We start from the raw sequence: 24,840 nt of genomic DNA, 5'->3' as shown, positions 1-24,840 counted from the left end.
CGGCTTCGCCTGATACCTCAGGATGATGGTGGAGTTTGGGAGAAGGTCTCGACGACCGATCGCCCCCCTCACCCGATGTCGGACGCCAAAATCCCGTCGAGCTTCGGCGTCTTGAGGTCGAGGCCGATCGCCTGCTTCCAGGCGAGCAGGCCGCCGATGCGGCGGCGCTTCTTCTCGGCGTGGTTGCCGAAGATCTCGGCCAAACGGTGCGCCAGATACGGGTTCTCGAAGCGCTCCAGCACGCTGGCGCGATAGGAAGGCGCCTCGGCGACGCCGCCGGCGGCGAAGATCGGCAGCACCTCTTCGTCATAGACGGCGTCGAGCCGTGCCCTCAGCGCCGGGTCGGCGACGATCTCGCGCACCAGCTCGCCCTCGCTCCGGCCCTCCTGCCGCCACCATTCGGCGAGCACCGTGTGGCCGAGATTGAGGATGAAGAGCTTCAAGCGCTCATAGCGGGCGAGATCGTCAACCATCAGCACATTCGGGTGGATGCAGGGCGCGACGAGGCCCGGCTGCTTCTCGATCGCCCAGAGCGCATAGGGCTCGGCCACCGCGCCGGCCGGCTCGATCGGCTCGGAGACGATGCGGTCGACCAGCGAATTGGCGAAGACGCAGGCGCCGAGCCAGGCGCGAAATTCTTCCGAAAGACCGTTCTCGACGGCAAGCTTTTGCAACAGCGCCTTCAGCACGTCGCCATTATGCGGGATCAGCTCGCAGGGCAGCAGCGTCAGCGGCGCCCCGCCGGCGGCGTGCCGCGCGGCGAGCAGCTTCAGGAGCTTCAGCGGAAACGACCGCGGCACGCCGGCGCCGAGGCGTTCGCCCTCGACCAGCGCGAAGCCGGCATCCGACGTGTTGGAGATCAGGATCTCCGCTTCCTCGACGACGATCCGCTCGACTTCATCCCATTGCTCCACCGCCGAGAGGCCGCGCACCAGGCAGGTGACCTCGGCCGTGCGCTCGACCTGGGCGCCCGCCTCGATGCCGCGGATAACAATCGGGATCGGCGTGCCGTCGAACGCCTTGAGCCGGCCGGAACGGGCGCCGGAGGCCGTCGTCTGCACGATGGTGACGGGGCCGACATCCTGGCCGAGGCCACGCGCCTCGGACAGGAAGAGATCGGCATGCGCCTGCAGGAAGCGGCTGGTGCCGAACTGGACGATCGGCGTGCGGACGGGGTCGGTCATCGGGATCCTCGAAATCTACTGCTGCTGCTGCTGCTGCTGCTGCTGCGGCGCCGCGTCCGGCGTCTCGTCGACGGGGGGAAAGGTCGTGGCGGAACAGACGGCGATCGTTTCCTGCAGCCGCGTCGTCTGGTCGTCGTTCAGCGTGCGGGCCAGGAACGGGGCGGTCAGCTTCTTGTCCTTGAGATCGCCGAACACGCAGCCGCAATAGGTCTGGCAATCGGCCTCGCTCTTGCCGATCGCGACGCAGCGGTCGACGCAATCGGCACGGGCGTCGTTCTCGGCCGCGTTCGGTGCGAAGACGGCGGCGAGGCCGAAGAAGATCGCATAGAGGATCGGCTGGTGGATCAGGTAGACGGCGAGCGAATGGCGGCCGCCAAAGGCGAGCCAGCGCGCGGGCGCGAGGCGTGGCTGCCAGGCGGCAAGCCATTTGTCCCAGCCGAGCGCGACGCCGAGCTTCGCCGCCGCCATGCCGAACAGCACGACGCCGAACCAGGGGAAGAGAGGCACATAATCGAACGAAGCCGGCGGCTTCGGCGCGAGGCCGACCCACCAGAGCGCCGGTTGCGCGAAGATGCCGGAGCGGAAGAAGAACGGCAGCGCGAAGACGGCGACGGCGGCGAGGAAGATCCCGCGCGGCGGCAGCCGCAGGAAGAGGAGGCCCAGCACGCTGGCGAGCGCGATCTGGTGCAGGATGCCGAAGAAGATCCAGCCTTCCGGCATGACGAAATAGGTGGCGAGCGACACCAGCGCCGCCGCCGCGACGATCATCGCCAGCCGGATCCAATACGGCCTCGGGCGGAAGCCGTTGCGGACCGAGAGCACGAGGCTGATGCCGACCAGCATCAGGAAGGAGCCGGCGATGGCGCGGGCGAAGACGATCCAGCCGATCGAGGCGCCGGGATCGAAGCGGACGAGATGCAGGAAGGCGACGTCCCAGGCGCTGTGGAAGATCGCCATGCAGACCAGCGCCACGCCTCGGGCGACGTCGAGCGCGGCGATCCGCGACGAACGGGCGGCCGTCGCCGGGGCTCCCGGCTGCGCTTCCACGGCCGTGGCCGCTGCCTCATTCATGAGCAATCTCCCGGACAATCCCGCATCGGCGATCTGCGCCGATTGACGGTTTCCAAGGCTGCGGGAGGTTCGTAGTCTCAACCTGCAATTTAGTCATGCCGCCAGGAAATCCATGTCTATCATCCCAGTCATCGATCTCTCCGATCCCCGAGGCTCCCGCGCCATCGCCGACGCGATCGGCCGCACCTGTCGCGAGACGGGCTTCTTTCTCATAACCGGTCATGGCGCCGACCGCGCCGTCGTGCAACGCGGCTGGGACGCGGCCCGCGCCTATTTCGATCGCCCGCTCGACGAGAAGCTCTCCGCCGTCATGCCCTATCCGGGCTATCCCTATGGCTACAGTCCGGTCAAGGGCGAGACGCTCGCCGCCTCGCTCGGCCAGACCAAGCCGGCCGATCTGAAGGAGACCTTCTCCTTCGGCCCGTCCGCCTTCCAGCGCCTCGACCACAAGCCCGCCGACGACGCCGAGGCCTTCGTCTTCTCGGCCAATCCCTGGCCGCTCGGCGGCGATGAATTCCGCGTCGCGACGCAGGCCTATTATCGCGAGATGTCGGCGCTGGCCGGCCGCATCATGCGCTTCTTCGCCCTCGCGCTCGACCTCGAGGAAACCTATTTCGACCGCTTCATAGACCATGAGGCGAGCGCGCTGCGGCTGCTGAACTACCCCGACCTGACGGAGGATCCGGTCCCCGGACAGCTGCGCGCCGGCGAGCATTCCGACTATGGCTCGATCACCATCCTGATGCAGGAAGACGCGCCGGGCGGCCTGGAAGTGCTGGGCCTCGACGGCGAGTGGCACCGTGTTCCGGCAATCCCGGACAGCTTCGTCATCAACATCGGCGATCTGATGCAGCGCTGGACCAACGACCAGTGGAAGTCGACGCTGCACCGCGTCACCATCCCGCCGCGCGACCTCGGCCGCTCGGCCCGGCGCCAGTCGATGGCCTTCTTCCACCAGCCGAACTGGGACGCCGAGATCGCCTGCATCCCGACCTGCGTGAGAGAAGGCGAGACGGCCAAATACCCGCCGGTCGGCTCCGGCGAGTACCTCGCGTCGAAATTCCGCTCGACCGTGGTGAAGATGTAGGCATTTTCGCCCTGGCAGGCCCTCACCCCAGCCCTCTCCCGCCAGCGGGAGAGGGGGCCGATCGCGTCGGTTGCCCGATCCGCGCCACGCCGGCGGAAAGCCCTCGCCCGCCAGCGGGAGAGGGTTGGGTGAGGGTCTTGCTTGCTTCACCTCTCCCATGGGGAGGCCTTCGCGCAACACCGCCCTTATCGCGCTGATCGGATCTTGCCACCCTCCGCCGTCATCCCGGCGAAGGCCGGGATCCAGACGCACAGCACTGTGGCCGATAGGCTGGGCCAAGCTTTCTTATCGCCTAAGCTTTCTTGGCCTGAGGCTATGGGCCCCGGCCTCCGCCGGGGCGACGGTGCCCTGCCCATAAGCAGTGGGCCGCATGGCAACCTTCGATGTTCTGCAAGGCCGCTTTGGGGGAGGTGAAGAGGCCGGCGGGGCAATCGGGCTTCAAACTCAAACCGCTGTTTCAAACCGGGCCTCTCCTGCCCTAAGCTTCGGGCGGACGCGCGCCGGTGGCGTGAATCTTGCTGCTTCTGGTTGGTGTGCCCGTCCCTGCGACGCCTATGGAGAGCCTGACCGCATGTCGATCCGAGCCGCGCTTCGCCACGTCACCCGCTATCGCTATGACCGGCCCGTCGCGCTGGGACCGCAGGTGATCCGGCTGCGCCCGGCTCCGCATTGCCGCACCAAGGTGCCAAGCTATTCGCTGAAGGTGACGCCGGCCAACCATTTCGTGAACTGGCAGCAGGATCCGCACGGCAACTGGCAGGCACGCTTCGTCTTTCCGGAAAAGACGACGGAATTCGCCGTCGAGGTCGACCTCCTGGCCGAGCTCGAGGTCTACAACCCGTTCGATTTCTTCGTCGAGCCCTATGCCGAGCAGTTTCCCTTCGCCTATGAGCCGGCGCTCGCCGAGGAGCTCGCCGCCTATCTGGAACCGGAGCCGGCAGGTCCCCTGCTGGCGGAGTTCCTGGCGACAATCCCGCGCCAGCCGACCCAGATCGTCGACTTCCTGGTCGCGATCAATCAGCGCCTGCAGGGCGACATCCGCTACCTGATCCGCATGGAGCCCGGGGTGCAGACGCCGGAGGAGACGCTCGCCACGCGCGCCGGCTCCTGCCGCGATTCCGGCTGGCTGCTGGTCGAGATCCTGCGCCATCTCGGCCTCGCCGCCCGCTTCGTCTCCGGCTACCTGATCCAGCTGAAGCCGGACGTCGTCGCGCTCGACGGCCCGGCCGGCACGGCCGTCGACTTCACCGATCTGCACGCCTGGGCCGAGGTCTATATCCCCGGCGCCGGCTGGATCGGCATGGATCCGACCTCGGGCCTGTTCACCGGCGAGGGCCATCTGCCGCTCTGCGCCACGCCGCATTTTCGCTCGGCAGCCCCCATCACCGGTTCCTTCGCCGCCGATCCCGGCACCGAGACCGCGTTCGAGTTCGAGATGCGGGTCGACCGGGTCGCGGAAAATCCCCGCGTCACCCTCCCCTTCTCCGACGACAGCTGGGCGGCGCTCGACGCGCTCGGCAACCGGGTCGACGCAGACCTCACGGCCGAGGACGTCCGCCTCACCATGGGCGGCGAGCCGACCTTCGTCTCGATCGACGATTACGAGGCGCCGGAATGGAACACCGAGGCCGTCGGCCCGACCAAGCGGACGCGCGCCGACGAACTCATCCGCCGCCTGCGCGAGCGCTTCGCGCCGGGCGGCTTCCTGCATTACGGCCAGGGCAAGTGGTATCCGGGCGAGAGCCTGCCGCGCTGGACCTTCGCGCTCTACTGGCGCAAGGATGGCAAGCCGATCTGGCGCGATCCCTCGCTGATCGCCAACGAGGCGGACGATCTCCGCGCCACGCCGGAACAGGCGGGCGCGCTGCTCGCCGACCTCTCCGGCCGGCTCGGCATCTCGGCCGATCATGTCGTGCCGGCCTATGAGGATCCTGCGCACTGGATCCTCAAGGAGGCCGAGCTGCCGGAAAACGTCACCCCGGCCGAATCGAAGCTCGACGACCCGGAGGCGCGCGCCCGCATCGCCCGCGTGTTCGAGCGGGGCCTCGCCGAGCCGTCCGGCTACATCCTGCCGGTGCAGCGCTGGCAGGCGCAGGCGAGCGATAAGCGCTGGATGTCGGAAAAGTGGCCGCTCCGGCGCGGCAAGATGTTTTTGGTGCCCGGCGACAGTCCGGTCGGCTTCCGCCTGCCGCTCGCCTCGCTGCCTTATGTGCCGGTCTCGTCCTATCCGTTCATCGTGCAGCGCGATCCCGGCTCGATCACCGCGCCGCTGCCCGATCCCGAGCAGCTCGCCCGCAACGACGCGGCGCGGCGCGCCGAGGAGATGGCGCGGCTTTCGGCGGCCGGCTCCGACACCGCCGAGGGCGACCACGAGGAACGGGTCGAGCAATATCTGACGCCCGGCTCGTCGGTACGCACGGCGCTGTCGGTCGAGCCGCGCGACGGCCGGCTCTGCGTGTTCATGCCGCCGACCGAGCGGCTCGAAGACTATCTGGAGCTGCTGGCGACGCTCGAGGAATCAGCCCGCGCGCTCGGGCTTGCCGTGCATGTCGAGGGCTATCCGCCGCCGATCGACCCGCGCCTCCACGTCGTCAAGGTGACGCCCGATCCCGGCGTGATCGAGGTCAATGTGCAGCCGGCCGCGAGCTGGGAGGAATGCGTCGGCATCACGCGCACGCTCTATGAAGAAGCGCGGCTGTCGCGCCTCGGCACGGAAAAGTTCATGACCGACGGCCGCCATACCGGCACAGGCGGCGGCAATCATGTCGTGGTCGGCGGCGCCCATCCGGCCGACAGCCCGTTCCTGCGCCGGCCCGACCTTCTGAAGAGCCTGGTGCTCTACTGGCAGCGCCATCCCTCGCTCTCCTACCTGTTTTCCGGCCTGTTCATCGGCCCGACCAGCCAGGCGCCGCGCATCGACGAGGCGCGGCACGACGGGCTCTATGAGCTGGAGATCGCGCTCGCCGCCGTGCCGGGACCAAACAGCGGCAACGAGCCGCCGCCCTGGCTGGTCGACCGGCTGTTCCGCAATCTCCTGGTTGACGTCACCGGCAATACGCATCGCACCGAGATCTGCATCGACAAGCTCTATTCGCCGGATGGCCCGACCGGCCGGCTCGGCCTGGTCGAGTTCCGCTCCTTCGAGATGCCGCCCGACTACCGCATGTCGCTCGCACAGCAGCTGCTGGTCCGGGCGCTGATCGCCATGCTGTGGCGGATCCCGCAGCAGGGCGCGCTGATGCGCTGGGGCACGCAGCTGCACGACCGCTTCATGCTGCCGCATTTCGTCGGCGCGGATTTCCTCGACGTGCTCGGCGATCTCAGCCAGGCCGGCTACGCCTTCGATCCCGTCTGGTTCGAGGCGCAGCGCGAGTTCCGCTTCCCCTTCATCGGCGCGATCGAGCAGCAGGGCGTCAAGCTGGAGCTGCGGCAGGCGCTGGAGCCCTGGCATGTGCTGGGCGAGGAAGGCGCGATCGGCGGCACGGTGCGCTATGTCGATTCATCCGTCGAGCGCATCCAGGTCAAGGCCGAGGGCTTCGACCCGCGCCGCCACATCGTCGCCTGCAACGGCCGCCGCGTGCCGATGACCTCGACGGGAACCGCCGGCCAGTTCGTCGCCGGCGTCCGCTACAAGGCATGGCAGCCGGCGCGCGGCCTGCACCCGACCATTCCCGCCCACGCGCCGCTCACCTTCGACATCGTCGACGGCTGGTCGGAACGCTCGCTCGGCGGCTGCGTCTATCACGTCGCCCATCCGGGCGGCCGCAACTACGACACCTTCCCGGTCAATTCCTACGAGGCGGAGGCGCGCCGGCTGGCGCGCTTCGAGGCGATCGGCCATACCGGCGGTCGCTTCATGCCGATGCCGGAGAGCGGCTCGCCCGAATTCCCGACGACGCTCGACCTGCGTCGTCCGGCCAACCTCTGAGGCGATGGTGACGCGCAAGGAAGCAACCCGCCGCAGCCGCGACGCCGCCGACCGCGCGGAGCGGCTGATCGCCAACTACCGGCCGCTGCCCGGCGTCGCCGACGAGCTCGTCGGCGCCGATGGCCGGATCCGGCCGCACTGGATGCGCTTCGTCGAGAGCATGGCCGATCTCGGGCCGAAGGAAGTGCGGCACCGCTTCGCGCTCGCCGACCGGCATCTCGCCGACAGCGGCGTCGTCTTCCGCGTCTATGGCGAGGCGAATGGCGACGAGCGGCCCTGGCCACTGTCGCATATGCCGTTCCTGATCGAGCCGAAGGAATGGGCGCGGCTGGAGGCCGGCCTGATCCAGCGCGCCAAGCTGCTCGACGCCATTCTCGGCGACGCCTATGGCGACGGCCGGCTCGCCGCCGATGGCGCGCTGCCGGCCGCGATCATCGCCGGCAGCCCGGAATTCCTGCGCCCCCTCGTCGGCGCCGAGCCGGTCGGCGGCCATCACCTGCGCTTCTACGCCGTCGATGTCGGGCGCGGGCCGGACGGCCGCTGGTGGGTGGTCTCCGACCGCACCCAGGCGCCTTCCGGCGCCGGCTACGCGCTGGAAAACCGCATCGCGCTGTCGCGCGCCCTGCCCGACCTCTTCCGCGCCTTCAACGTCGAGCGCCTCGCCGGCTTCTTCCAGGAATTTCGCGCCGGGCTGAACACGCTGAACCGGCACGAGGAGACCCGCGTCGCGCTGCTGACGCCGGGACCGCTCAACGAGACCTATTTCGAGCACGCCTATCTCGCCCGCTATCTCGGCTTCGTGCTCGTCGAGGGCGACGACCTGACGGTGCGCGACGACACCGTCTACATGCGCACCATCTCGGGCCTGAAGCGCGCCGACGTGCTGCTGCGCCGGCTCGACGCCGATTTCGCCGACCCGCTGGAGCTGAACCCCGCCTCGCGGCTCGGCGTGCCGGGCCTTGCCGGCGCCGTGCGCCAGAAGAACGTCGCCATCGCCAACGCGCTCGGCGCCGGCCTCGTCGAGGCGCGCGCCATGCTCGGCTTCCTGCCCGGCCTCGCCCGCCGCGTGCTCGGCGAGGACCTGATCCTGCCGAACGTCGCCACCTGGTGGTGCGGCCAGACGCTGGAGCGCGACCATGTCGTCGCCGAGTTCGACCGCATGGTGATCGCGCCGGCGCTGGGCGGCAGCGTGCCGGGCCTGCTCGATCGCGGCCCCCTGCTCGGCGGCGCCATCGATCCCGAACGGAAGGCCGACCTGATCCGCGCGCTTGGCCGGCGCGGCACCGATTTCGTCGGCCAGGAAGCGGTCAAGCTCTCGACCACGCCGGTCTGGCGCGGCGAGGGCGAGACGGCGCGGCTGGAACCGCGCCCCTCCATCCTCCGCCTCTATGTCGCGCGCGGTCCCGACGGCTGGACGGTGATGCCGGGCGGCTTCTGCCGCATCTCCGATCAGCCCGACGCCCGCGCCGTGACGCTGCACCAGGGCGGCGCCTCGGCCGATGTCTGGGTGCTGTCCGACGGGCCGGTGGCGGAGACGACCCTGCTCGCTTCGCCCGACAAGGTGGCGCTGCAGCGGGTCACCTCGACCTTGCCGAGCCGGGCGGCGGAGAACCTGTTCTGGCTCGGCCGCTATGTCGAGCGCACCGAGGCCGCGCTCCGCCTCGTGCGCGCCATCGCCGTCCGCCATGTCGACGCCGAGCATGACGGCGCGGCGGTGATCGACCGGCTCGACGCGGCGCTGGCGGCCGCCGGATCCGCCGACGAGGACGACGAGGCGACGCCGACGGGCCGCGCCCTCTCGATCCTGACCAGCCGCGACGCCTTCAACACCATTCCGCGGTTGGCCGAGGCCTCGCGCCGCGCCGCCTCCGTCATCCGCGACCGGTTGTCGCCGGACGCATGGCGCACCGTCGCCGACCTCGAGGCGCTGCTGCAGCGGCCGCTGGAGGCGGAGACCGACAGCGACATGCTGGAACGCGCCAACACGGCGCTCCGCCTGATCGCCGCCTTCTCCGGCCTGGTGCAGGAAAACATGGTGCGTCAGCATGGCTGGCGCTTCCTTGAGACCGGACGCCGCATCGAGCGCGGCCTCGCCATCGCCCGCGCCGCCCGCTTCTGCGGCATGAGCGGCAAGGCGGGCGAGCTCGACGCGCTGCTGGAGCTTGCCGACAGCCAGATCACCTATCGCATCCGCTACGTGATGCTGCCCGCCCGCGTCCCCGTCGTCGACCTGGTGCTGCTCGACAGCCGCAATCCCCGCGCGCTGGCCTTCCAGACGGAGCAGATCCGGCAGCTGCTCTCGGAATTGCCGGCGCATGCTCCGGCCGGGCTGCTGGCGCCGGGCGACCGGCTGGCGACCCGGCTCGCCGCCGAACTCCTGACCGCCGACGCCGCCGAGCTCGATGCCGACAGGATCTTCGGCTTCGAACGGACGCTGATGCGGATTTCCGACGAGATCGCGCTCGCCTATTTCACCCACCGGCGCGCCGCCGACCCGGCCGAGGGCGGCGAATAAATGCTGTACGACATCCGCCAGACCACCCGTTACACCTATGCCTCGCCGGTGCCCTTCGCGCGCCAGGTGCTGCGCCTGCTGCCGGTGGCGCGCAACGGCCAGCGCGTCATCGCCGCCGACCTGGTCATCACGCCGGAGCCGACCGAGCGGCAGGATGGGCTCGATTTCTTCGGCAACCGGATCACCACCGTCGCCTTCGCCTTCCCGCATGAGGAACTGACGCTGGAGACGCGGGCGCGGGTCGCCGTCGACGCCGAGCAGGCGATCGACGCCGAGGCGTCGCCCGGCTGGGAGCAGATCCGCCGCCTCGCCGTGGCCGAGACCGACCTCGGCCCGCTGTCGCCCGTGCATTTCCTGTTCGCCAGCCGCGTCATCGCCATCGACGACACGATCGGCGCCTATGCCGCGGCGAGCTTTCCCGCCGGCCGGCCGATCCTCGCCGCCGCCTTCGACCTGACCCGCCGCATCAAGGCCGATTTCGCCTATGACCCGGAGGCGACCGACGTCACCACCCTTCCCGGCGAGGCCTTCGCGGCGCGCGCCGGCGTCTGCCAGGATTTCGCGCATGTGATGATCGCGGGCTTGCGCACGCTCGGCCTGCCGGCCGCCTATGTCAGCGGTTTCCTGCGCACCCTGCCGCCGCCCGGCCAGCCGCGCCTCGAAGGCGCCGACGCGACGCACGCCTGGGTGGCGGTCTGGTGCGGCCGCGAGCTCGGCTGGATCGGCCTCGACCCGACCAATGGCGTGATCGCTGCGGAAGACCATGTCGTGCTGGCGCTCGGCCGCGACTATACCGACGCCGCGCCGGTCGACGGCGTCATCGTCACGTCTGGCGATCACCAGCTCGACGTCGAGGTCGATGTCGCGGTGGTCGGCTGACGGCGATGCCGGATAGCATCAGATGCGGAACGAATTCGTCGCACCCCCGCGACAGGCTGGTATTTCTCGGCGGCACACGGTATCAGGACGGATGGATTCCCTGCTGCCTTGGCTTGCGGGACCGGCCGGCATGTCTGCCGCGCGCCCTCCGGCTTCCCCGCCGGATCGCGCGCCGGACCCGCACTATGAGAGCCATTCTAGAGATAGGATTACGTGACCGTCATGTCTTCCACGTTCGACGTCGTCGCCGATGTGATTGCCCAGACCAGCGAAATTCCGCGCGAGAAGATCACGCCCGAATCGCATGCCATTGACGATCTTGGCATCGACAGCCTCGATTTCCTCGACATCGTTTTCGCACTCGACAAGAAGTTCGGGATCAAGATCCCGCTCGAGCAGTGGACCCAGGAAGTCAACGCCGGCAAGGCATCGGTCGAGGAGTACTTTCTCCTGAAGAACCTCTGCGCGCATATCGACGATCTCGTCGCCAAGAAGAACGCCTGACAGGATCGGCGTCGAAGCGGCCATGCGTCTCGAATATTTCCAGATGATTGATCGCATCGTCGATTTCGACGCTGCGACCGGTCGGATTCATGCCAAGGCGTTCGTCCCCGAGACGAGCCCGGTATTCGAAGGTCACTTTCCCGGCTATCCGATCATGCCGGGCGTGCTCCTGATCGAGACCATGGCGCAGGCATCCGGTTTCCTGATCCTCGGCCTGAACGGCCTCACCCGCATGCCGTTCTTCGCCGGCTGCAAGAAGGCCAAGTTCCGCAAGTTCATCGAGCCGGGCGCCGAACTCGACGTCTATGCGACGATGACGCATGACGGCTCCGGCTTCGCCGTCACCGAGGCGAAGATCGAACAGGGTGGCCCGGTCTGCGACGCGGAGCTGACGCTGCGCGTGATGGATTTCCCGGCACCCGAGCTGATCGAGAACATGCGCGATCGCGTACGGCAGATCGGCCTGACGCCGGTCGGAGACACGGTATGAGCGACCCGACCGGCAGCGACAGCGCCCGCGACGTCTGGATCACCGGCATCGGCCTGATCTCGTCGCTCGGCGAAGGGCTCGACGCGCACTGGCAGGCCCTCGCCGTCGACGAGCCGCGGATTTCCGCCGGCGACACCGAGCGGTTCGCGCCGTTCCCGGTGCTGCCGATGGTGCCGATCGAGCTCGACAAGCAGATCCCGCGCAAGGCCGACCAGCGCCAGATGGAGCCGTGGCAGCGCCTCGGCACCTATGCCGCCGGCCTGGCGCTCGCCGATGCCGGCCTCGCCGGCGATCTCGAGCGCCTCGCCCACATGGACATGATCGTCGCGGCCGGTGGCGGCGAGCGCGACGTCGTCGTCGACGGCCAGATCCTGGCCGGACTCGACGGCGCGGCCGAGCCGGACGCCTTCCTGAACGAGCGGCTCGCCAACGATCTCCGCCCGACCCTGTTCCTGGCGCAGCTTTCCAACCTGCTCGCCGGCAACATCTCGATCGTCCACAAGGTGACCGGCTCGTCGCGCACCTTCATGGGCGAGGAACTCGCCGGCATCAGCGCCGTCGAGATCGCCGCCCGGCGCATCCGCGCCGGCCAGGGCGACCAGTTCCTCGTCGGCGCCGCCTACAACGCCGAACGCAAGGACATGCTGCTGAGCCTGGCGCTCGGCAACACGCTGTGGAAGGGCGCCGTGAACGCCGTCTGGGAACGGGCCAATGCCGGCGGCGGCATGGTCACCGGCTCGATCGGCGTCTTCCTGGTGCTCGAATCGCGCGCCCATGCCGAAGCCCGCGGCAAGACGGCCTATGCCAAGCTGGGTCCGGTGCTTTCGGGCCGCAGCCGCCGCGAGCCCGGCCAGGCCGCCGCCGTGGCGAAGGGCCAGATCGACGCGATGCGCCCGGCGCTCGGCGACAAGCCGATCGGCGTGCTCTCCGGCGCGAACGGCATCGCCAGCGCCACGCTCGAGGAACGGCAGCTGCTCGAATCCCTCGTCGCCGAGGGAACCGTCGGCCCCATCCGCGCCACGCAGAGCCGGATCGGCAACAGCCTCGAGGCCGCCTTCCCGGCCCAGATCGCGCTCGCAGCCCTGGCGCTGTCGCGAAAAGGTTTCTATCGACCGGCCGATCCGACCGGGCTGGAGCTTGAAGCGAGCGAAGTCCCCACCCAGATCCTGGCCACCAGCTGGGGCTTCTGGCGTGGCGAGGGCATGGCGCTCCTCGAAGCGATTGACTGAGAAAGGTCAGGATCATGGGCACAGGCAAGGTAGCGGGCACGGGCAAGACGCGGGATCATCTCGGACGTCCGGTCGTCGCCGTCACCGGCATGGGCGTGGTCACCTCGCTCGGCCAGGGCATCGACGACAACTGGTCGGCGCTGACCTCCGGCAAGTCCGGCATCCATCGCATCTCGCGCTTCCCCGTCGACCATCTCCGCACGACGATCGCCGGTACCGTCGACTTCCTGTTCGACGACGTGCCGCGTTCGGCCGTGCTGACGGAGAAGCTGGCCGAGCTCGCCGCCGAGGAAGCGATCGCGCGCGCCAAGATCGGCACGCCGGGCGATTTTCCGGGCATGCTGTTCATGGCAGTGCCGCCGGTCGAGCTCGACTGGTCGGTCAAGCGCGATCTCTACGACAGCGGCAATCCCGAGACCGCGGATCCCTATGACCGGATGATCGGCAGCGCCGAGGCGCTGAACAATCCCGACATCTACGAATACGCCCTCTATGCCTGCGTCGCCGACAAGACGGCCGACCGGTTTGGCACGCGCGGCGCGCCGATTTCGCTGTCGACGGCCTGTGCCTCGGGCGCGACGGCGATCCAGCTCGGCGTCGAGGCGATCCGGCGCGGCGATACGGACGCGGCGCTCTGCATCGGCACCGACGGCTCGGTGCAGGCGGAATCGCTGATCCGCTTCTCGCTGCTTTCGGCGCTTTCGACCAACAATGAAGACCCGGAGACCGCCTCGCGGCCCTTCTCCAAGAACCGCGACGGCTTCGTCATGGCCGAGGGCGCGGGCGCGCTGGTGCTCGAGGACTACGACGCGGCGGTCGCGCGCGGCGCCGAGATCCTCGCCGTCATCCGCGGCGTGGCTGAGCAGGCCGACGATTTCCACCGCACCCGCTCGAAGCCGGACGGCTCGCCCGTCATCGGCGCCATGCGCCAGGCGCTCGGCGACGCCGGCATCGGCCTGGACGAGATCGACTACATCAACGCGCACGGCACCAGCACGCCCGAAAACGACAAGATGGAAGCCTTGTCGCTCGAGGCCGTCTTCGGCGAGCACGTGAAGCAGATCCCGATCAGCTCCAACAAGTCGATGATCGGCCACACGCTGACGGCGGCCGGCGCGATTGAGGCGGTGTTTTCGATCCAGACGATCCGCAGCGGCCTGATCCCGCCGACCATCAACCACGACATTCCCGACCCGTCGGTCTCGCTCGACGTGGTGCCGAATGTCGCCCGCGAGGCGCCGGTCTCGATGGTCCTGTCGAATTCGTTCGGCTTCGGCGGCCAGAACGCCTGCCTCGTGATCGCGGCCGAACCGGCCTGACCGCGACGTCCGGCGCCCCAGCCACTGGCATGTTGGGCGCCGAGACGCTAAAGCAGGCCCTGTTCTGACCACAAGACGGATATTCCATGCGCGCCCTCCAGCTGCTCGCCGACCGCAAGCTTTCGATCGTTGATGTTCCGATGGCCGCCGAGCCCGGCCCGGGCGAGGTGCGCGTCAAGATGGGCGCCGTCGCGCTCAACCACATCGACGTCTGGGGCTGGCGCGGCATGGCGTTCGCCAAGCGCAAGCTGCCGCTGACGATCGGCGCCGAGGCCGCTGGCACGATCGAGAAGATCGGCCCCGAGGTCACCAATGTCCGCGTCGGCCAGACCGTCGCCATCTACGGCGCCGAGACCTGCGGCACCTGCCCCGCCTGTCATGCCGGCCGTGACAATCTCTGCGAGAACGTCGCCGGCGTGCGCGGCTTCCACATCGACGGCCTCGCCTGCGACTACGTCACGCTGAAGGCGCGCCACGTCGTGCCGGCGCCGGACAACGTCTCGGTGCAGGACGCCGCCTGCACCCCGGTCACCTTCGGCACCGTCCAGCACATGCTGTTCGACAACGCCAAACTCGAGGCCGGCCAGACCATCCTGGTCCAGGCGGGCGGCAGCGGCATCGGCACGGCGGCGATCCAGCTCGCCAAGGCGGTCGGCGCCACGGTCATCACCACCGTCGGCAGCGACGAGAAGGGCGAGAAGGCCAAGGCGCTCGGCGCCGACCACGTCATCAACTACCGCGAAGAGCGCTTCGAGGGCGTCGTCCGCAAGCTGACCAAGAAGCGCGGCGTCGACGTCGTGTTCGAGCATGTCGGCGTCGATACCTGGGCCGGCAGCATGTTCTCGCTGCGCCGGGGCGGCACGCTCGTAACCTGCGGCTCGACCACCGGCATCTCGACCGAGATCAATTTGTTCCAGCTCTACCAGCAGCAGCTGCGCCTGATCGGCTCGTTCGGCTGCCGCATCGAGAACATCGCCCAGTCGCTCGCCAAGATCGGCGCCGGCGTCGCCTCCCCGGTGATCGACAGCACCGTGTCGCTCGACAATCTGGACGAGGCGCTGGACCGCATCGAGCAGCGCCAGGTGTTCGGCAAGATCCTCGTCACGCTCTGATCCGATGGCGCTGCCGAGCACAAGGAAGAAGCCGTTCAAGAACCTGATGCGGCGCGTCACGCGTTCGAAGGCGGCCCACGCGACCATCGCCTTCGGCGTGCGCGGGCTGATCGCCGGCGTGCGCTCGCTCGGCGAGGAACGTGCCGGCCGTGTCGGCGGCGCCGTCGCGCGCTTCGTCGGTCGCTTCGTCTCCGAGACCAAGCTGGCGCGGAAAAACCTCGCCGCCGCCTTCCCGGAGAAATCCGACGCCGAGCGGGAAAAGATCCTGCAGGGCGTGTGGACCGGCCTCGGCCAGACGATGGTCGAATACGTCTTCCTCGACAAGCTGGTCGACATCGATCCCGAGCGCCTCGGCGAGGGGCGGATCGAGGTCGTCGGCGTCGACCAGTTCCTGGCGATGCGCGACGACGGCAAGCCCGGCATCATTTTCTCGGCCCATCTCGCCAACTGGGAGATCCTGGCGGTGGTCGCGGCGCGTTTCGGCCTGCCGGTGGTGTCGCTGTTCCGCGCGCCGACCAACAACGTCATCGCCGAAGACCTGATGCAGCAGCGCGAGCAGATGATGGGCAAGCTGGTCGCCTCGAACCGCGGCGCCACCTTCGAGGTCGGCGCGGCGCTCGATCGCGGCGAGCATATCGGCATCCTGACCGACCAGCACCACGGGCGCGGCCCGAAGGTGCCGTTCTTCGGCCGGACCGCGAACGCCAATCCGCTCGTCGCCCGCCTCGCCCGCCACTATGACTGCCCCGTGCACGGCGCCCGCACCATCCGCCTGCCCGGCGGCCGCTTCCGCGTCGAGCTGACGCCGCCGATCGAGATGCCCCGCGACGAAGAGGGCCTGATCGACGTCGACGCCGGCACCGCCAAGGTGATGTCGGTGGTCGAGGGCTGGGTGCGCGAGCACCCCGAACAGTGGCTCTGGCTGCACAATCGCTGGCGCTAGTTTTCTTTTCCGCCTTCGCGCGATCGGGCGCCTCGCCGTCATCCCCGCAAAGGCGGGGATCCATGCAGCCGCGATCTCGGGCGTTTCACGCGTCGGCCAACCCGGCTGAATGGATCCCGGCTCGGAGGCCGGGATGACGACGAGCGTGGGGCAGCCCCTTGCACCTCCCCCAAACGGCCGAGGCACCCCGCCCTTCAAATCCGAGCCGCGCCGTGGCAAACTCCGTTCATGGTTTATTCTCCTGAACTCGTCGTGCCGCGCGACGGAAGGCAGTCGGATATGGCGCTCGCCATCCAGCGCGGCGTCGGCCGGCTGTTTCGCGCGCGCGGGCATGCGATCGTCACCGAGCTGGTGCTGGCGACCGGGCGCCGCGCCGACGTGATCGCGCTCGGGCCTTCCGGCGAGATCACCATCGTCGAGATCAAGTCGTCGATCGCCGATTTCCGCGCCGACGGCAAATGGCCGGATTACGCCCCCTATTGCGACAAGCTCTATTTCGCCAGCCATGCCGGCGTGCCGGCGGAGATCTTTCCCGAACAGGCAGGGCTGATCCTCGCCGACGCCTATGGCGCCGAGATCCTGCGCGAGGCGCCGCATGCGCCGCTCGTCGCCGCCCGCCGCAAGGCGATGACGCTGCGCTTCGCCCAAGCCGCCGCGCACCGGCTGCACGGCCTCTACGACCCGGATGCGGGTTTTCACGAAATCATCTGAGACGCCAACGGCTTGAGGGCCAAGGGCGGGCAACGTCGCGTCAGGCTGGGCTTGATGCGGCGGGCCGATCCCGATAGACGGGGACCGCCAATCTCAGAAGGGAACTTTTTATGAGCAGCATCCGTCGTATCCAGCCCGGTCCGCGCATGAGCGCAGGCGTCGTGCACGGCAACACCGTCTACCTGGCCGGCCAGGTCGGCAATCCGGGCGACGACGTCGCCACGCAGACCCAGACCGTGCTCGACACCATCGACAGCCTGCTGGCCGAGGCCGGCACGGACAAGTCGCGCATCCTTTCGGCGCAGATCTGGCTCGCCGACATGGCGAATTTCGGCACGATGAACACCGTCTGGGACGCCTGGGTCGACAAGGCCAACCCGCCGGCGCGCGCCACGGGCGAATCGAAGCTCGCCACCCCGGCGCACCTGGTCGAGATCATCATCGTCGCCGCCCTGCCCTAAGGGCCGACCCGACCTTATTCCAAAAATGCGAACGGGCGCCGCGGCGCCCGTTTTCATGTCTGCGAGGGATCGGCGATCAGCGGGGGGCGCGCTTCGCCAGGATCCGCTGCAGCGTGCGGCGGTGCATGTTGAGGCGGCGGGCGGTCTCGGAGACGTTGCGCTCGCACAGTTCGTAGACGCGCTGGATATGTTCCCAGCGGACGCGGTCGGCCGACATCGGATTGTCCGGCGGCAGGGCGCGTTCGGCCGGATCGCGCGTCAGCGCGGAGAACACCTCGTCGGCGTCGGCGGGCTTGGCGAGATAGTCGACGGCGCCGAGCTTCACCGCGGTGACGGCGGTGGCGATGTTGCCGTAGCCGGTCAGCACCACCATGCGGGATTCCGGACGACGCTTGCGGATCAGCTCGATCACGTCGAGGCCGTTGCCGTCCTCGAGCCGCATGTCGACGACCGCATAGGCTGGCGGCTTCTGATCGACCTTGCGCATGCCTTCGGCGACGCTGTCGGCGGTATCGACGATGAAACCACGTGCTTCCATCGCCCTGGCAAGACGCTGCAAGAAGGCCTTGTCGTCATCGACGATGATGAGCGAGGAGTCCGTTCCGGACAGGCCGGCCGATTCTAAGTCTGTCATAGACGTTTAACTCCGCCCCTCCCCAAGTTTTTCTTTTCCTACCAGAGCGGGTTATAGGCATCCGGAGCCTCGACGCCAAGACCGTCCTGCGCGGCAGATGGTCAAAACGGCCCGGTATTGCCCATTCCGCCCGCGTCAACTATGCGCGGACGCCGCTTCGCGCTCGTCGTGGTCGCCGTTCTGGAACAGCGCGCGCGGCTTGTTCGCCGTGTTGAGGCGGTCCATCGCGTCGCGCGGCCAGACGATGCGCACGATGGCGCCATGCGCCGGCGCCTCGCGGTTGGAGAGGTCGACCCGCGCGCCCGTCCGCTCCAGAAGCGTCTTGGCGATGAAGAAGCCGAGGCCGAGGCCGCCCGCCTCGTGGTTCTCGCTCGCCTCGCTCGTCGGCGCGCGCGTCGTCACATAAGGCTCGCCGATATGGTCGATCACCTCGGAGGCGAAGCCGGGCCCGTCATCGGCCACCGTGATCGACACCTTTTCCGGCGACCAGGATGCCGTGATCTCGACCTTCGTCTCGGCGAAGTCGACGGCGTTCTCGACGAGGTTGCCGAGGCCGTAGAGGATTGCCGGATTGCGCCGGCCGACCGGCTCGTCGCCGCTCTGGCTCTCCAGCTTGACCTCGATGTCGATGCCGCTGTCGGCATGCGGATCGACGACTTCCGACAACAGATGGCTGACCGGCAGCCGGTCGATATGCTGGTCGGACTCGGTCGAGAGCGAGGTCAGCTTGCCGAGAATGTCGCGGCAGCGCTGCGACTGGCTGCGCAAAAGGGCGATGTCCTCGGCATAGGGGCTGTCGGGCGGCAGCTCGCGCTGGAGCTCCTTGGTGACGAGGACGATGGTGGCAAGCGGCGTGCCGAGCTCGTGGGCTGCGGCGGCGGCGAGGCCGTCCAGCGCCGAGAGATGCTGCTCGCGCGCCAGCACCAGCTCGGTCGCCATCAGCGCGTCGGCGAGCTGGCGCGCCTCCTCGGCGACGCGGAAGGCGTAGACGCCCATGAAGATGACGGAACAGGTCAGCGCCACCCAGACGCCGAGGATGTAGAGGAAGGGCAACGCGATGAAGGCGTTCGCCTCCCAGGGCAGCGGCATGTGCCAGAGCGCGAGCACCGTCACCGCGACGATGACCAGCCCGCCCAGCATCACGGTCAGGCGCGGCGCCAGCGTCGTCGCCGACACCATGACCGGGACGAGGATCAGGATCGCGAACGGATTCTGCAGGCCGCCGGTGAGGAAGAGCAGCACGGAGAGCTGCAGCACGTCGTAGCCGAGCAGCAGCGCCGCCGTCCGGCCCTTCAGGCGCAGGCTCGACGGGTAGCGGATCTTGATGAACAGGTTGAGCCAGGCCGACAGCGCGATCGCCGCCAGGCACAGGCCGATCTGCATCGGGAAGTCGAACCAGAAGCGGACGACGACGACGCTGGCCGTCTGGCCGGCGATCGCCAGCCAGCGCAGGCGCACCAGCGTATCGAGCTTCAGGCGCCTGCCCTCGAAATCCTGCGATCGAACCGCTTGCCCGGGCATTGCTGCGTCACCTGGTATGGAAATGGCCTTGATATAGCTGGCTTATAGCATGGGAAGCGCCCGCGCTGGCGAATTGACGCCAAATCGGACTGCCAACCCTTGCATCGGGGTGAAAATCATCCTTACATGCTGCATTGCACAAGGCTGGCCGCCTGCCGTACTGCCCGACGGAATACCCGGCCGGTCCGATCCCTAGTGGAGCGGCAGATGGACGGCACGATGGGTCCGTTGTCTTATTATGAACTTTACGAACTGAACCACGCCGCCTTGTCGCCGATGCGGGCGGCGGCGGACATGTTCAGTTTGCTCCTGAAGAGCCCGCTCAATCCGATCAGCCAGACGCCGCTCGGGCGCAACTGGCAGGCCGGGCTGGAGCTGTTCGAGCGGACGACGCGCCGCTATGCCAAGCCGGGCTTCGGCCTCGGGACGACGCTGGTCGGCGGCACGCGCGTGGCGGTCACAGAGGAGACCGTCTGGCAGCGCCCGTTCTGCAACCTGCTGCATTTCCAGCGCGCGCTGGAGACACCGCGCCGGGATCCGAAGCTCCTGATCGTCGCGCCGATGTCCGGCCACTACGCGACGCTTTTGCGCGGCACGGTCGAGGCGATGCTGCCCCGGCACGAGGTCTACATCACCGACTGGATCGACGCCCGCATGGTGCCGCTCTCGGACGGCTCCTTCGATCTCGACGACTACATCGACTATCTCATCGAGATGCTGCATTTCCTCGGCGAGGACGTGCATGTGATCGGCGTCTGCCAGCCGGCCGTGCCGGTGATCGCGGCCGCGGCGCTGATGGAGGCGGCGGGCGACCGCTTCGCGCCGCGCTCGATGACGCTGATGGGCGGGCCGATCGACACCCGCATCAACCCGACCGCCGTCAACGAGCTCGCCACCGGCAAGAGCCTCGACTGGTTCCGCGACAATGTCGTGATGAAGGTGCCCTTCCCGCATCCCGGCGTCATGCGCGACGTCTATCCGGGCTTTTTGCAGCTGTCGGGTTTCATGAGCATGAACCTCGACCGCCACGTCACCGCGCACCAGGACCTGTTCAAGCACCTGGTCGCCGGCGACGGCGACTCGGCCGACAAGCATCGCGACTTCTACGACGAATATCTCGCCGTCATGGACCTGACGGCCGAGTTCTACCTGCAGACGGTCGATACCGTGTTCATCCAGCAGGCGCTGCCGAAGGGCCAGATGACCCATCGCGGCGTGCCGGTCGACCTGACGGCGATCCGCAACATCGCCCTCTTCACCGTCGAGGGCGAGAACGACGACATCTCCGGCGTCGGCCAGACGGAAGCCGCACAGCATCTCTGCACCAACATCCCGGCCGACATGCGGGCGCATTACGTGCAGCCGAAGGTCGGCCATTATGGCGTCTTCAACGGTTCGCGCTTCCGTGCCGAGATCGCGCCCCGGATCAGCGACTTCGTGCTGACCCACCACCAGACCAAACGCGCCGCCGCGCCGGCCGCCGCCGCCAGCCCGGTGGAAACCGCCCCGCCGGCAGTGGCGCCGGTAGTGCCGAAGGCGAAGCCCGTCGCCAGGGCCAAGCCGACGCCTGCCGCCGCCAAGCCTGCCGCCACCCCGGCGAAGGCGGAGCCGGCCCCGGCCGAGCTGCCGGCCGACGACCTCAAGCGGATCGCCGGCATCGGCCCGAAGCTGGAGGCGAGCCTCAACGCCGCCGGCATTTTCCGCCTCGCCCAGATCGCGAAACTGACGGCGAAGCAGGCGACGGCGCTTGACGTCCGCCTCGCCCTCAAGGGCCGCATCGGCCGCGACGACTGGATCGGCCAGGCGAAGCGTCTGCTGAGCCCCCAGGAAGCCGCGACGGAAGCCTAACTCCGATTTTCCCTTGAAGGACGATCCGACCTTTCCCACTTCCGATGCGTTGGGGGTGCGAGAGAGGAAGGAACCATGTCCCATACTCAGGCCTTGCGTCCGGGCTGGACGCCGCTCACCATCGCGCTGATGGTCCTCGGCTTCTTCGTGTTCTGGCCGCTCGGCCTCGCCATGCTCGCCTACATCATCTGGGGTGACCGGCTTCCCGAGTTCCGCCGCAACGCGGAAGGCGTGCGCGATGATTTCAAGCGCTCCTTCTCGGGCTGCGGCTGGCAGAGCCGGCGCGAGCAGCGCTGGGGCGCCTATCAGAGCCACAGCGGCAACTCCGCCTTCGACGACTACCGCGCCGCCGAACTGAAGCGGCTCGACGAGGAACGGCGCAAGCTCGACGAAGAGCGCGCCGAATTCGAAACCTTCGTCCGCAACCTGCGTCGCGCCCGCGACCAGGAGGAGTTCGATCGCTTCAAATCCGATCGCGACGCGGCGCGCCGCAACAACAACACGCCCGACACACGCGACAATGGTCCGGTGATCGACCTCTGAGCGTTGCGCGGCAAGGATTGGGGGCCGCCTCAGGGCGGCCCTTTTTCGTGCCATCATCGACAAGACGAATCACCGGACCGCCGACTGAAGCATGGGTTTCCTCTCCCGCCTCACGCCAAGCCCGAAGCGCGCCGCGCTGGCGAAGCCCGATCATTGCCATGTCGAGATCGACGGCGAGCCGGTCCGGGTGACGCTCGTCTGGAACGATCGCGCGCGCCGCTACACGCTGCGCCTGCGCGGCTCGGTGCGCGAGCCGGTCGTCACGATTCCGGCGCGCGGCAAGCTCGCCGAGGCACAGGACTTCATCGAGCGCCACAGCGGCTGGCTGCGATCCCGCCTGGCGGCGCTGCCGGATGCGAAGCCGATCGAGGATGGCGGCGTGATCCCGCTGCGCGGCGTACCGGTCCGGATCGTCCACCGCGAGGGCCGCGGCCTGGTGCGGCTGGAGCCGGCCGATGGCGAGACGCTGCTGGTCGTCACCGGCGGCGCCGAACACATCGCCCGCCGCGTCACCGATTTCCTGAAGCGCGAGGCGCGGCGCGACCTCGAGGAGGCGACCGCCCGGCATGCGGCGTCGCTCGGCGTCAAGGTCAAGGCGATCCGCCTCGGCGACCCGACCAGCCGCTGGGGCTCGTGCTCGTCCAGCGGCACGATCGCCTATTCCTGGCGCATGATCATGGCGCCGCCGGCCATCCTCGATTATCTCGCCGCGCATGAAGTGGCGCACCTGCGCGAAATGAACCATTCGGACCGGTTCTGGCGTCATGTCGCCACGATCTGCCCGCATATGGAGCAAGCCAAGTCCTGGCTCAACCGGCACGGAGCCTCGCTCCACGCCGTCGGAGCCGAGGGATAGACGCCGGACGGCGCGCCAATCGCGATGGCAGCGCGCCGACGCCAGATCCGATCGCCGGCGCCATCCGGCTCCAGCAGAGGCCCCGCCATGACATCCGTCCGCCAGAACCCGGCGAAGTCGCCGCCGCTCGCCGTCTCGAGCTGGAGCCTGCATCGCGCGCTCGGCCTAACCTATCCGAACCGGCCCGACCATGACGTCGAGGCCGTCGCCGAGGCGACCTACGGTCCCGGCCGGCTGTCGCTGCTCGACATGCCGCGCGCCGTCGCCGCCCTCGGCATCGACCGCATCGAGGTCTGCTCCTTCCACGTCCCCCGCCGTGACGCCGAATACGCGGCCGAATTCCGCGCCGCGCTGGCCGAGGCGGGCGTCACGCTGCAGACCCTGCTGATCGAATATGGCGACATCACCAATCCCGAGACGCGCGAGCGCGACCTCGCTTGGATCGAGAGCTGGATCGACACCGCCGCGGCCCTCGGCGCCGAGCAGGCCCGCGTCATCGCCGGCCGCGCCGAGCCGACCCGCGCGGCGCTCGATTCGAGCGTCGACGGCCTGATCCGCCTCGGCCGGCATGGCGAGGCGCGCGGTGTGCGCGTCGTCACGGAGAACTGGTTCGAGCTGCTGCCCGGCCCGCGCGAGGTGCGCTACCTGTTCGATCGCCTCGACGAGACGGTCAGCCTCAACGGGGATTTCGGCAACTGGTCGGGCGACGGCAAATATGCCGATCTGCAGGCGATCTTCGATCTCGCCATCTGCTGCCACGCCAAGGCCGATTTCAGCGACGGCGTGCTCAACGCCGAGGACTACCGCCGCTGCCTCGACGCATCCATCGCCGCCGGCTTCCGCGGGCCCTTCACGCTGATCTATGACGGCCCGCATCCGGACGAATTCGCCCATCTCCTGATCGAGCGCGACTTCATCCGCCACCACTTCGCGACGACGCGGGCGAACGGGGGGTAGGCCCGCTTCCCCGCTCGCCTCGGAGACCTTTGCAGAACACCGAGGGTCGCCAGGTAGTCCACCGCCGATGAGCAAGGCACCGTCGCCCCGGCGGAGGCCGGGGCCCATGAACACCGGCCGGGAAATCCTGGCTGAGCCTTCTGGTCACCGTCAGTGTGTCTGGATCCCGGCCTTCGCCGGGATGACGCCGGTGCACGCGACGCACGACCATCCTGCGTGCTTCGAGACGGCCCTTCGGGCCTCCTCAGCATGATGAGGACAGTGCTTCCAGAAAGTCCCTCAGGGAGAGGTGAAGGATAGCCTCACCGCACCAGATTGAGCGTGCGCTTGGGCGCGCCGGGCTTTGGCGGCTCGGGGGGCTTCGTCTCCGGCGCCTTCGTCTCCGGCGGCTTGGGAGGCTCCGGGGGCTTGGGCGGCTCGAAATCGAAGGTGTAGTCGGCGAGCAGCTCGATCGCCTTGGCGAACACGGCTTCCTCGCGGCGGGTCTTCTCCGCCATCTCGCGCGTGTCGGCGGCGCGGCGCTCCAGCGCCTTGCGGATGACATTGTCGCCCGTCTGGCGGCGGAAGCGGGCGGCCATCGCCTCGGCGCGCTTCGCCTGCTTCTCGAGCTTGCGGATGCCGGCGCCGATATCGCCCTTCTGCTTGGTCAGCGTGTCGCGGATCGGCGCGATCAGGTCGACCGCCTCGAACGGCAGGTCGCTTTCCAGCACTGAGACGACCAGCGCCTGGATGCGTTCCATCGCCCGGCCGACGATGTCGTCGGCGGCGAGCTCGCCCTCATAGCCGGTCTCGTCATAGGCCTTGCGGCGCTCCGGATCCGACAGCACGGCATAGGCGTGGCTGAGCTTGTGGAACGCCTCGGACGAACCGCCCGCGTCGGGATGCGCGGCGCGCGCCCGCTGCCGATAGGCCTTGTCGATCTCGGCCGGCGTCGCGCCGGGCTCGATGGCCAGCTCGCTGTAGAGACTGCGCTTGTCGGCCATCGCCAGATGACTCCCTGGACGGGGTGCCCGGCCTTTCCATGAAAGGGGGCAGAAAACAAAACGCC

21 protein-coding genes are annotated in these 24,840 nt (G+C 68.6%); 16 read left to right on the top strand and 5 right to left on the bottom strand.

Annotation, left to right across the window (positions count from 1 at the left end):
* Positions 1-68 precede the first annotated feature (68 nt).
* The gene (locus AC6HZP_RS01165; RefSeq protein WP_497525059.1) at positions 69-1,184 is read right to left on the bottom strand and encodes a mannitol dehydrogenase family protein; all 1,116 of its coding nucleotides are present in this window, start codon (positions 1,182-1,184) and stop codon (positions 69-71) included.
* 15 nt (positions 1,185-1,199) lie between these two features.
* A complete protein-coding gene (locus AC6HZP_RS01160) occupies positions 1,200-2,255 on the bottom strand; it encodes a heparan-alpha-glucosaminide N-acetyltransferase (RefSeq protein ID WP_497525058.1) in 1,056 nt (351 codons plus the stop codon).
* Between the two features lie 112 nt (positions 2,256-2,367).
* Here AC6HZP_RS01160 and AC6HZP_RS01155 point away from each other — a divergent pair, with 112 nt between their 5' ends.
* The 12 genes from AC6HZP_RS01155 (at position 2,368) to AC6HZP_RS01100 (ending at position 17,433) form a co-directional block, all read left to right on the top strand.
* On the top strand, positions 2,368-3,342 hold the full coding sequence (locus AC6HZP_RS01155; RefSeq protein ID WP_497525057.1) for an isopenicillin N synthase family dioxygenase: 975 nt from the start codon (positions 2,368-2,370) through the stop codon (positions 3,340-3,342).
* Between the two features lie 571 nt (positions 3,343-3,913).
* A complete protein-coding gene (locus tag AC6HZP_RS01150; protein ID WP_497525056.1) occupies positions 3,914-7,270 on the top strand; it encodes a transglutaminase family protein in 3,357 nt (1,118 codons plus the stop codon).
* Between the two features lie 4 nt (positions 7,271-7,274).
* Positions 7,275-9,785 (top strand): circularly permuted type 2 ATP-grasp protein, encoded by a 2,511-nt coding sequence (locus AC6HZP_RS01145; protein WP_497525055.1) that lies wholly within the window; start codon positions 7,275-7,277, stop codon positions 9,783-9,785.
* The gene (locus AC6HZP_RS01140) at positions 9,786-10,664 is read left to right on the top strand and encodes a transglutaminase family protein (RefSeq protein WP_497525054.1); all 879 of its coding nucleotides are present in this window, start codon (positions 9,786-9,788) and stop codon (positions 10,662-10,664) included.
* Positions 10,665-10,886: 222 nt separating this feature from the next.
* Positions 10,887-11,168, top strand: coding sequence for an acyl carrier protein (locus tag AC6HZP_RS01135; protein ID WP_018182383.1), 282 nt, complete (start codon positions 10,887-10,889; stop codon positions 11,166-11,168).
* A gap of 22 nt (positions 11,169-11,190) precedes the next feature.
* A complete protein-coding gene (locus tag AC6HZP_RS01130; RefSeq protein ID WP_201401692.1) occupies positions 11,191-11,658 on the top strand; it encodes a 3-hydroxyacyl-ACP dehydratase FabZ family protein in 468 nt (155 codons plus the stop codon).
* Positions 11,655-12,887, top strand: a complete 1,233-nt coding sequence (locus tag AC6HZP_RS01125; RefSeq protein WP_497525053.1) for a beta-ketoacyl-ACP synthase — start codon at positions 11,655-11,657, stop codon at positions 12,885-12,887. The genes AC6HZP_RS01130 and AC6HZP_RS01125 overlap by 4 nt, the downstream gene beginning before the upstream one ends.
* Before the next feature lie 14 nt (positions 12,888-12,901).
* Positions 12,902-14,206 (top strand): beta-ketoacyl-ACP synthase, encoded by a 1,305-nt coding sequence (locus AC6HZP_RS01120; protein WP_497525052.1) that lies wholly within the window; start codon positions 12,902-12,904, stop codon positions 14,204-14,206.
* 86 nt (positions 14,207-14,292) lie between these two features.
* Entirely contained in the window at positions 14,293-15,318 is a 1,026-nt protein-coding gene (locus AC6HZP_RS01115; protein ID WP_497525051.1) for a zinc-binding dehydrogenase, read from the top strand.
* A gap of 4 nt (positions 15,319-15,322) precedes the next feature.
* Positions 15,323-16,261, top strand: a complete 939-nt coding sequence (locus tag AC6HZP_RS01110; RefSeq protein ID WP_497525050.1) for a lipid A biosynthesis lauroyl acyltransferase — start codon at positions 15,323-15,325, stop codon at positions 16,259-16,261.
* A gap of 228 nt (positions 16,262-16,489) precedes the next feature.
* Entirely contained in the window at positions 16,490-16,972 is a 483-nt protein-coding gene (locus AC6HZP_RS01105) for an MmcB family DNA repair protein (RefSeq protein WP_497525049.1), read from the top strand.
* A 110-nt stretch (positions 16,973-17,082) separates the two neighbouring features.
* Positions 17,083-17,433, top strand: a complete 351-nt coding sequence (locus AC6HZP_RS01100) for a RidA family protein (protein WP_497525048.1) — start codon at positions 17,083-17,085, stop codon at positions 17,431-17,433.
* Positions 17,434-17,509: 76 nt separating this feature from the next.
* On the opposite strand, the gene AC6HZP_RS01095 is transcribed toward AC6HZP_RS01100, so the two are convergent.
* Complete coding sequence (locus AC6HZP_RS01095; RefSeq protein ID WP_201401686.1) at positions 17,510-18,067, bottom strand: ActR/PrrA/RegA family redox response regulator transcription factor; 558 nt, start codon at positions 18,065-18,067, stop codon at positions 17,510-17,512.
* 135 nt (positions 18,068-18,202) lie between these two features.
* Positions 18,203-19,588, bottom strand: coding sequence for an ActS/PrrB/RegB family redox-sensitive histidine kinase (locus tag AC6HZP_RS01090; RefSeq protein ID WP_497525047.1), 1,386 nt, complete (start codon positions 19,586-19,588; stop codon positions 18,203-18,205).
* 219 nt (positions 19,589-19,807) lie between these two features.
* Between AC6HZP_RS01090 and phaZ the strand changes: the two genes are divergently transcribed.
* The 4 genes from phaZ (at position 19,808) to AC6HZP_RS01070 (ending at position 23,792) form a co-directional block, all read left to right on the top strand.
* A complete protein-coding gene (gene phaZ, locus AC6HZP_RS01085) occupies positions 19,808-21,436 on the top strand; it encodes a polyhydroxyalkanoate depolymerase (protein ID WP_497525046.1) in 1,629 nt (542 codons plus the stop codon).
* A 75-nt stretch (positions 21,437-21,511) separates the two neighbouring features.
* Positions 21,512-21,979: a DUF2852 domain-containing protein gene (locus AC6HZP_RS01080; RefSeq protein WP_497525045.1), complete on the top strand. Its 468-nt coding sequence runs from the start codon at positions 21,512-21,514 to the stop codon at positions 21,977-21,979.
* A 91-nt stretch (positions 21,980-22,070) separates the two neighbouring features.
* Positions 22,071-22,835 carry a M48 family metallopeptidase gene (locus tag AC6HZP_RS01075; RefSeq protein WP_201401682.1) on the top strand — a complete coding sequence of 255 codons (765 nt, stop codon included), beginning with the start codon at positions 22,071-22,073 and terminating at the stop codon, positions 22,833-22,835.
* A gap of 87 nt (positions 22,836-22,922) precedes the next feature.
* A complete protein-coding gene (locus AC6HZP_RS01070; protein ID WP_497525044.1) occupies positions 22,923-23,792 on the top strand; it encodes a sugar phosphate isomerase/epimerase family protein in 870 nt (289 codons plus the stop codon).
* A 302-nt stretch (positions 23,793-24,094) separates the two neighbouring features.
* Here AC6HZP_RS01070 and AC6HZP_RS01065 read toward each other — a convergent pair whose 3' ends face one another.
* Positions 24,095-24,775 carry a DnaJ domain-containing protein gene (locus tag AC6HZP_RS01065; protein ID WP_497525043.1) on the bottom strand — a complete coding sequence of 227 codons (681 nt, stop codon included), beginning with the start codon at positions 24,773-24,775 and terminating at the stop codon, positions 24,095-24,097.
* Between the last annotated feature and the right edge of the window lie 65 nt (positions 24,776-24,840).

The organism is Kaistia sp. SLG-1 (assembly GCF_059699055.1).
This window is presented reverse-complemented; position numbering and strand designations above follow the sequence as displayed.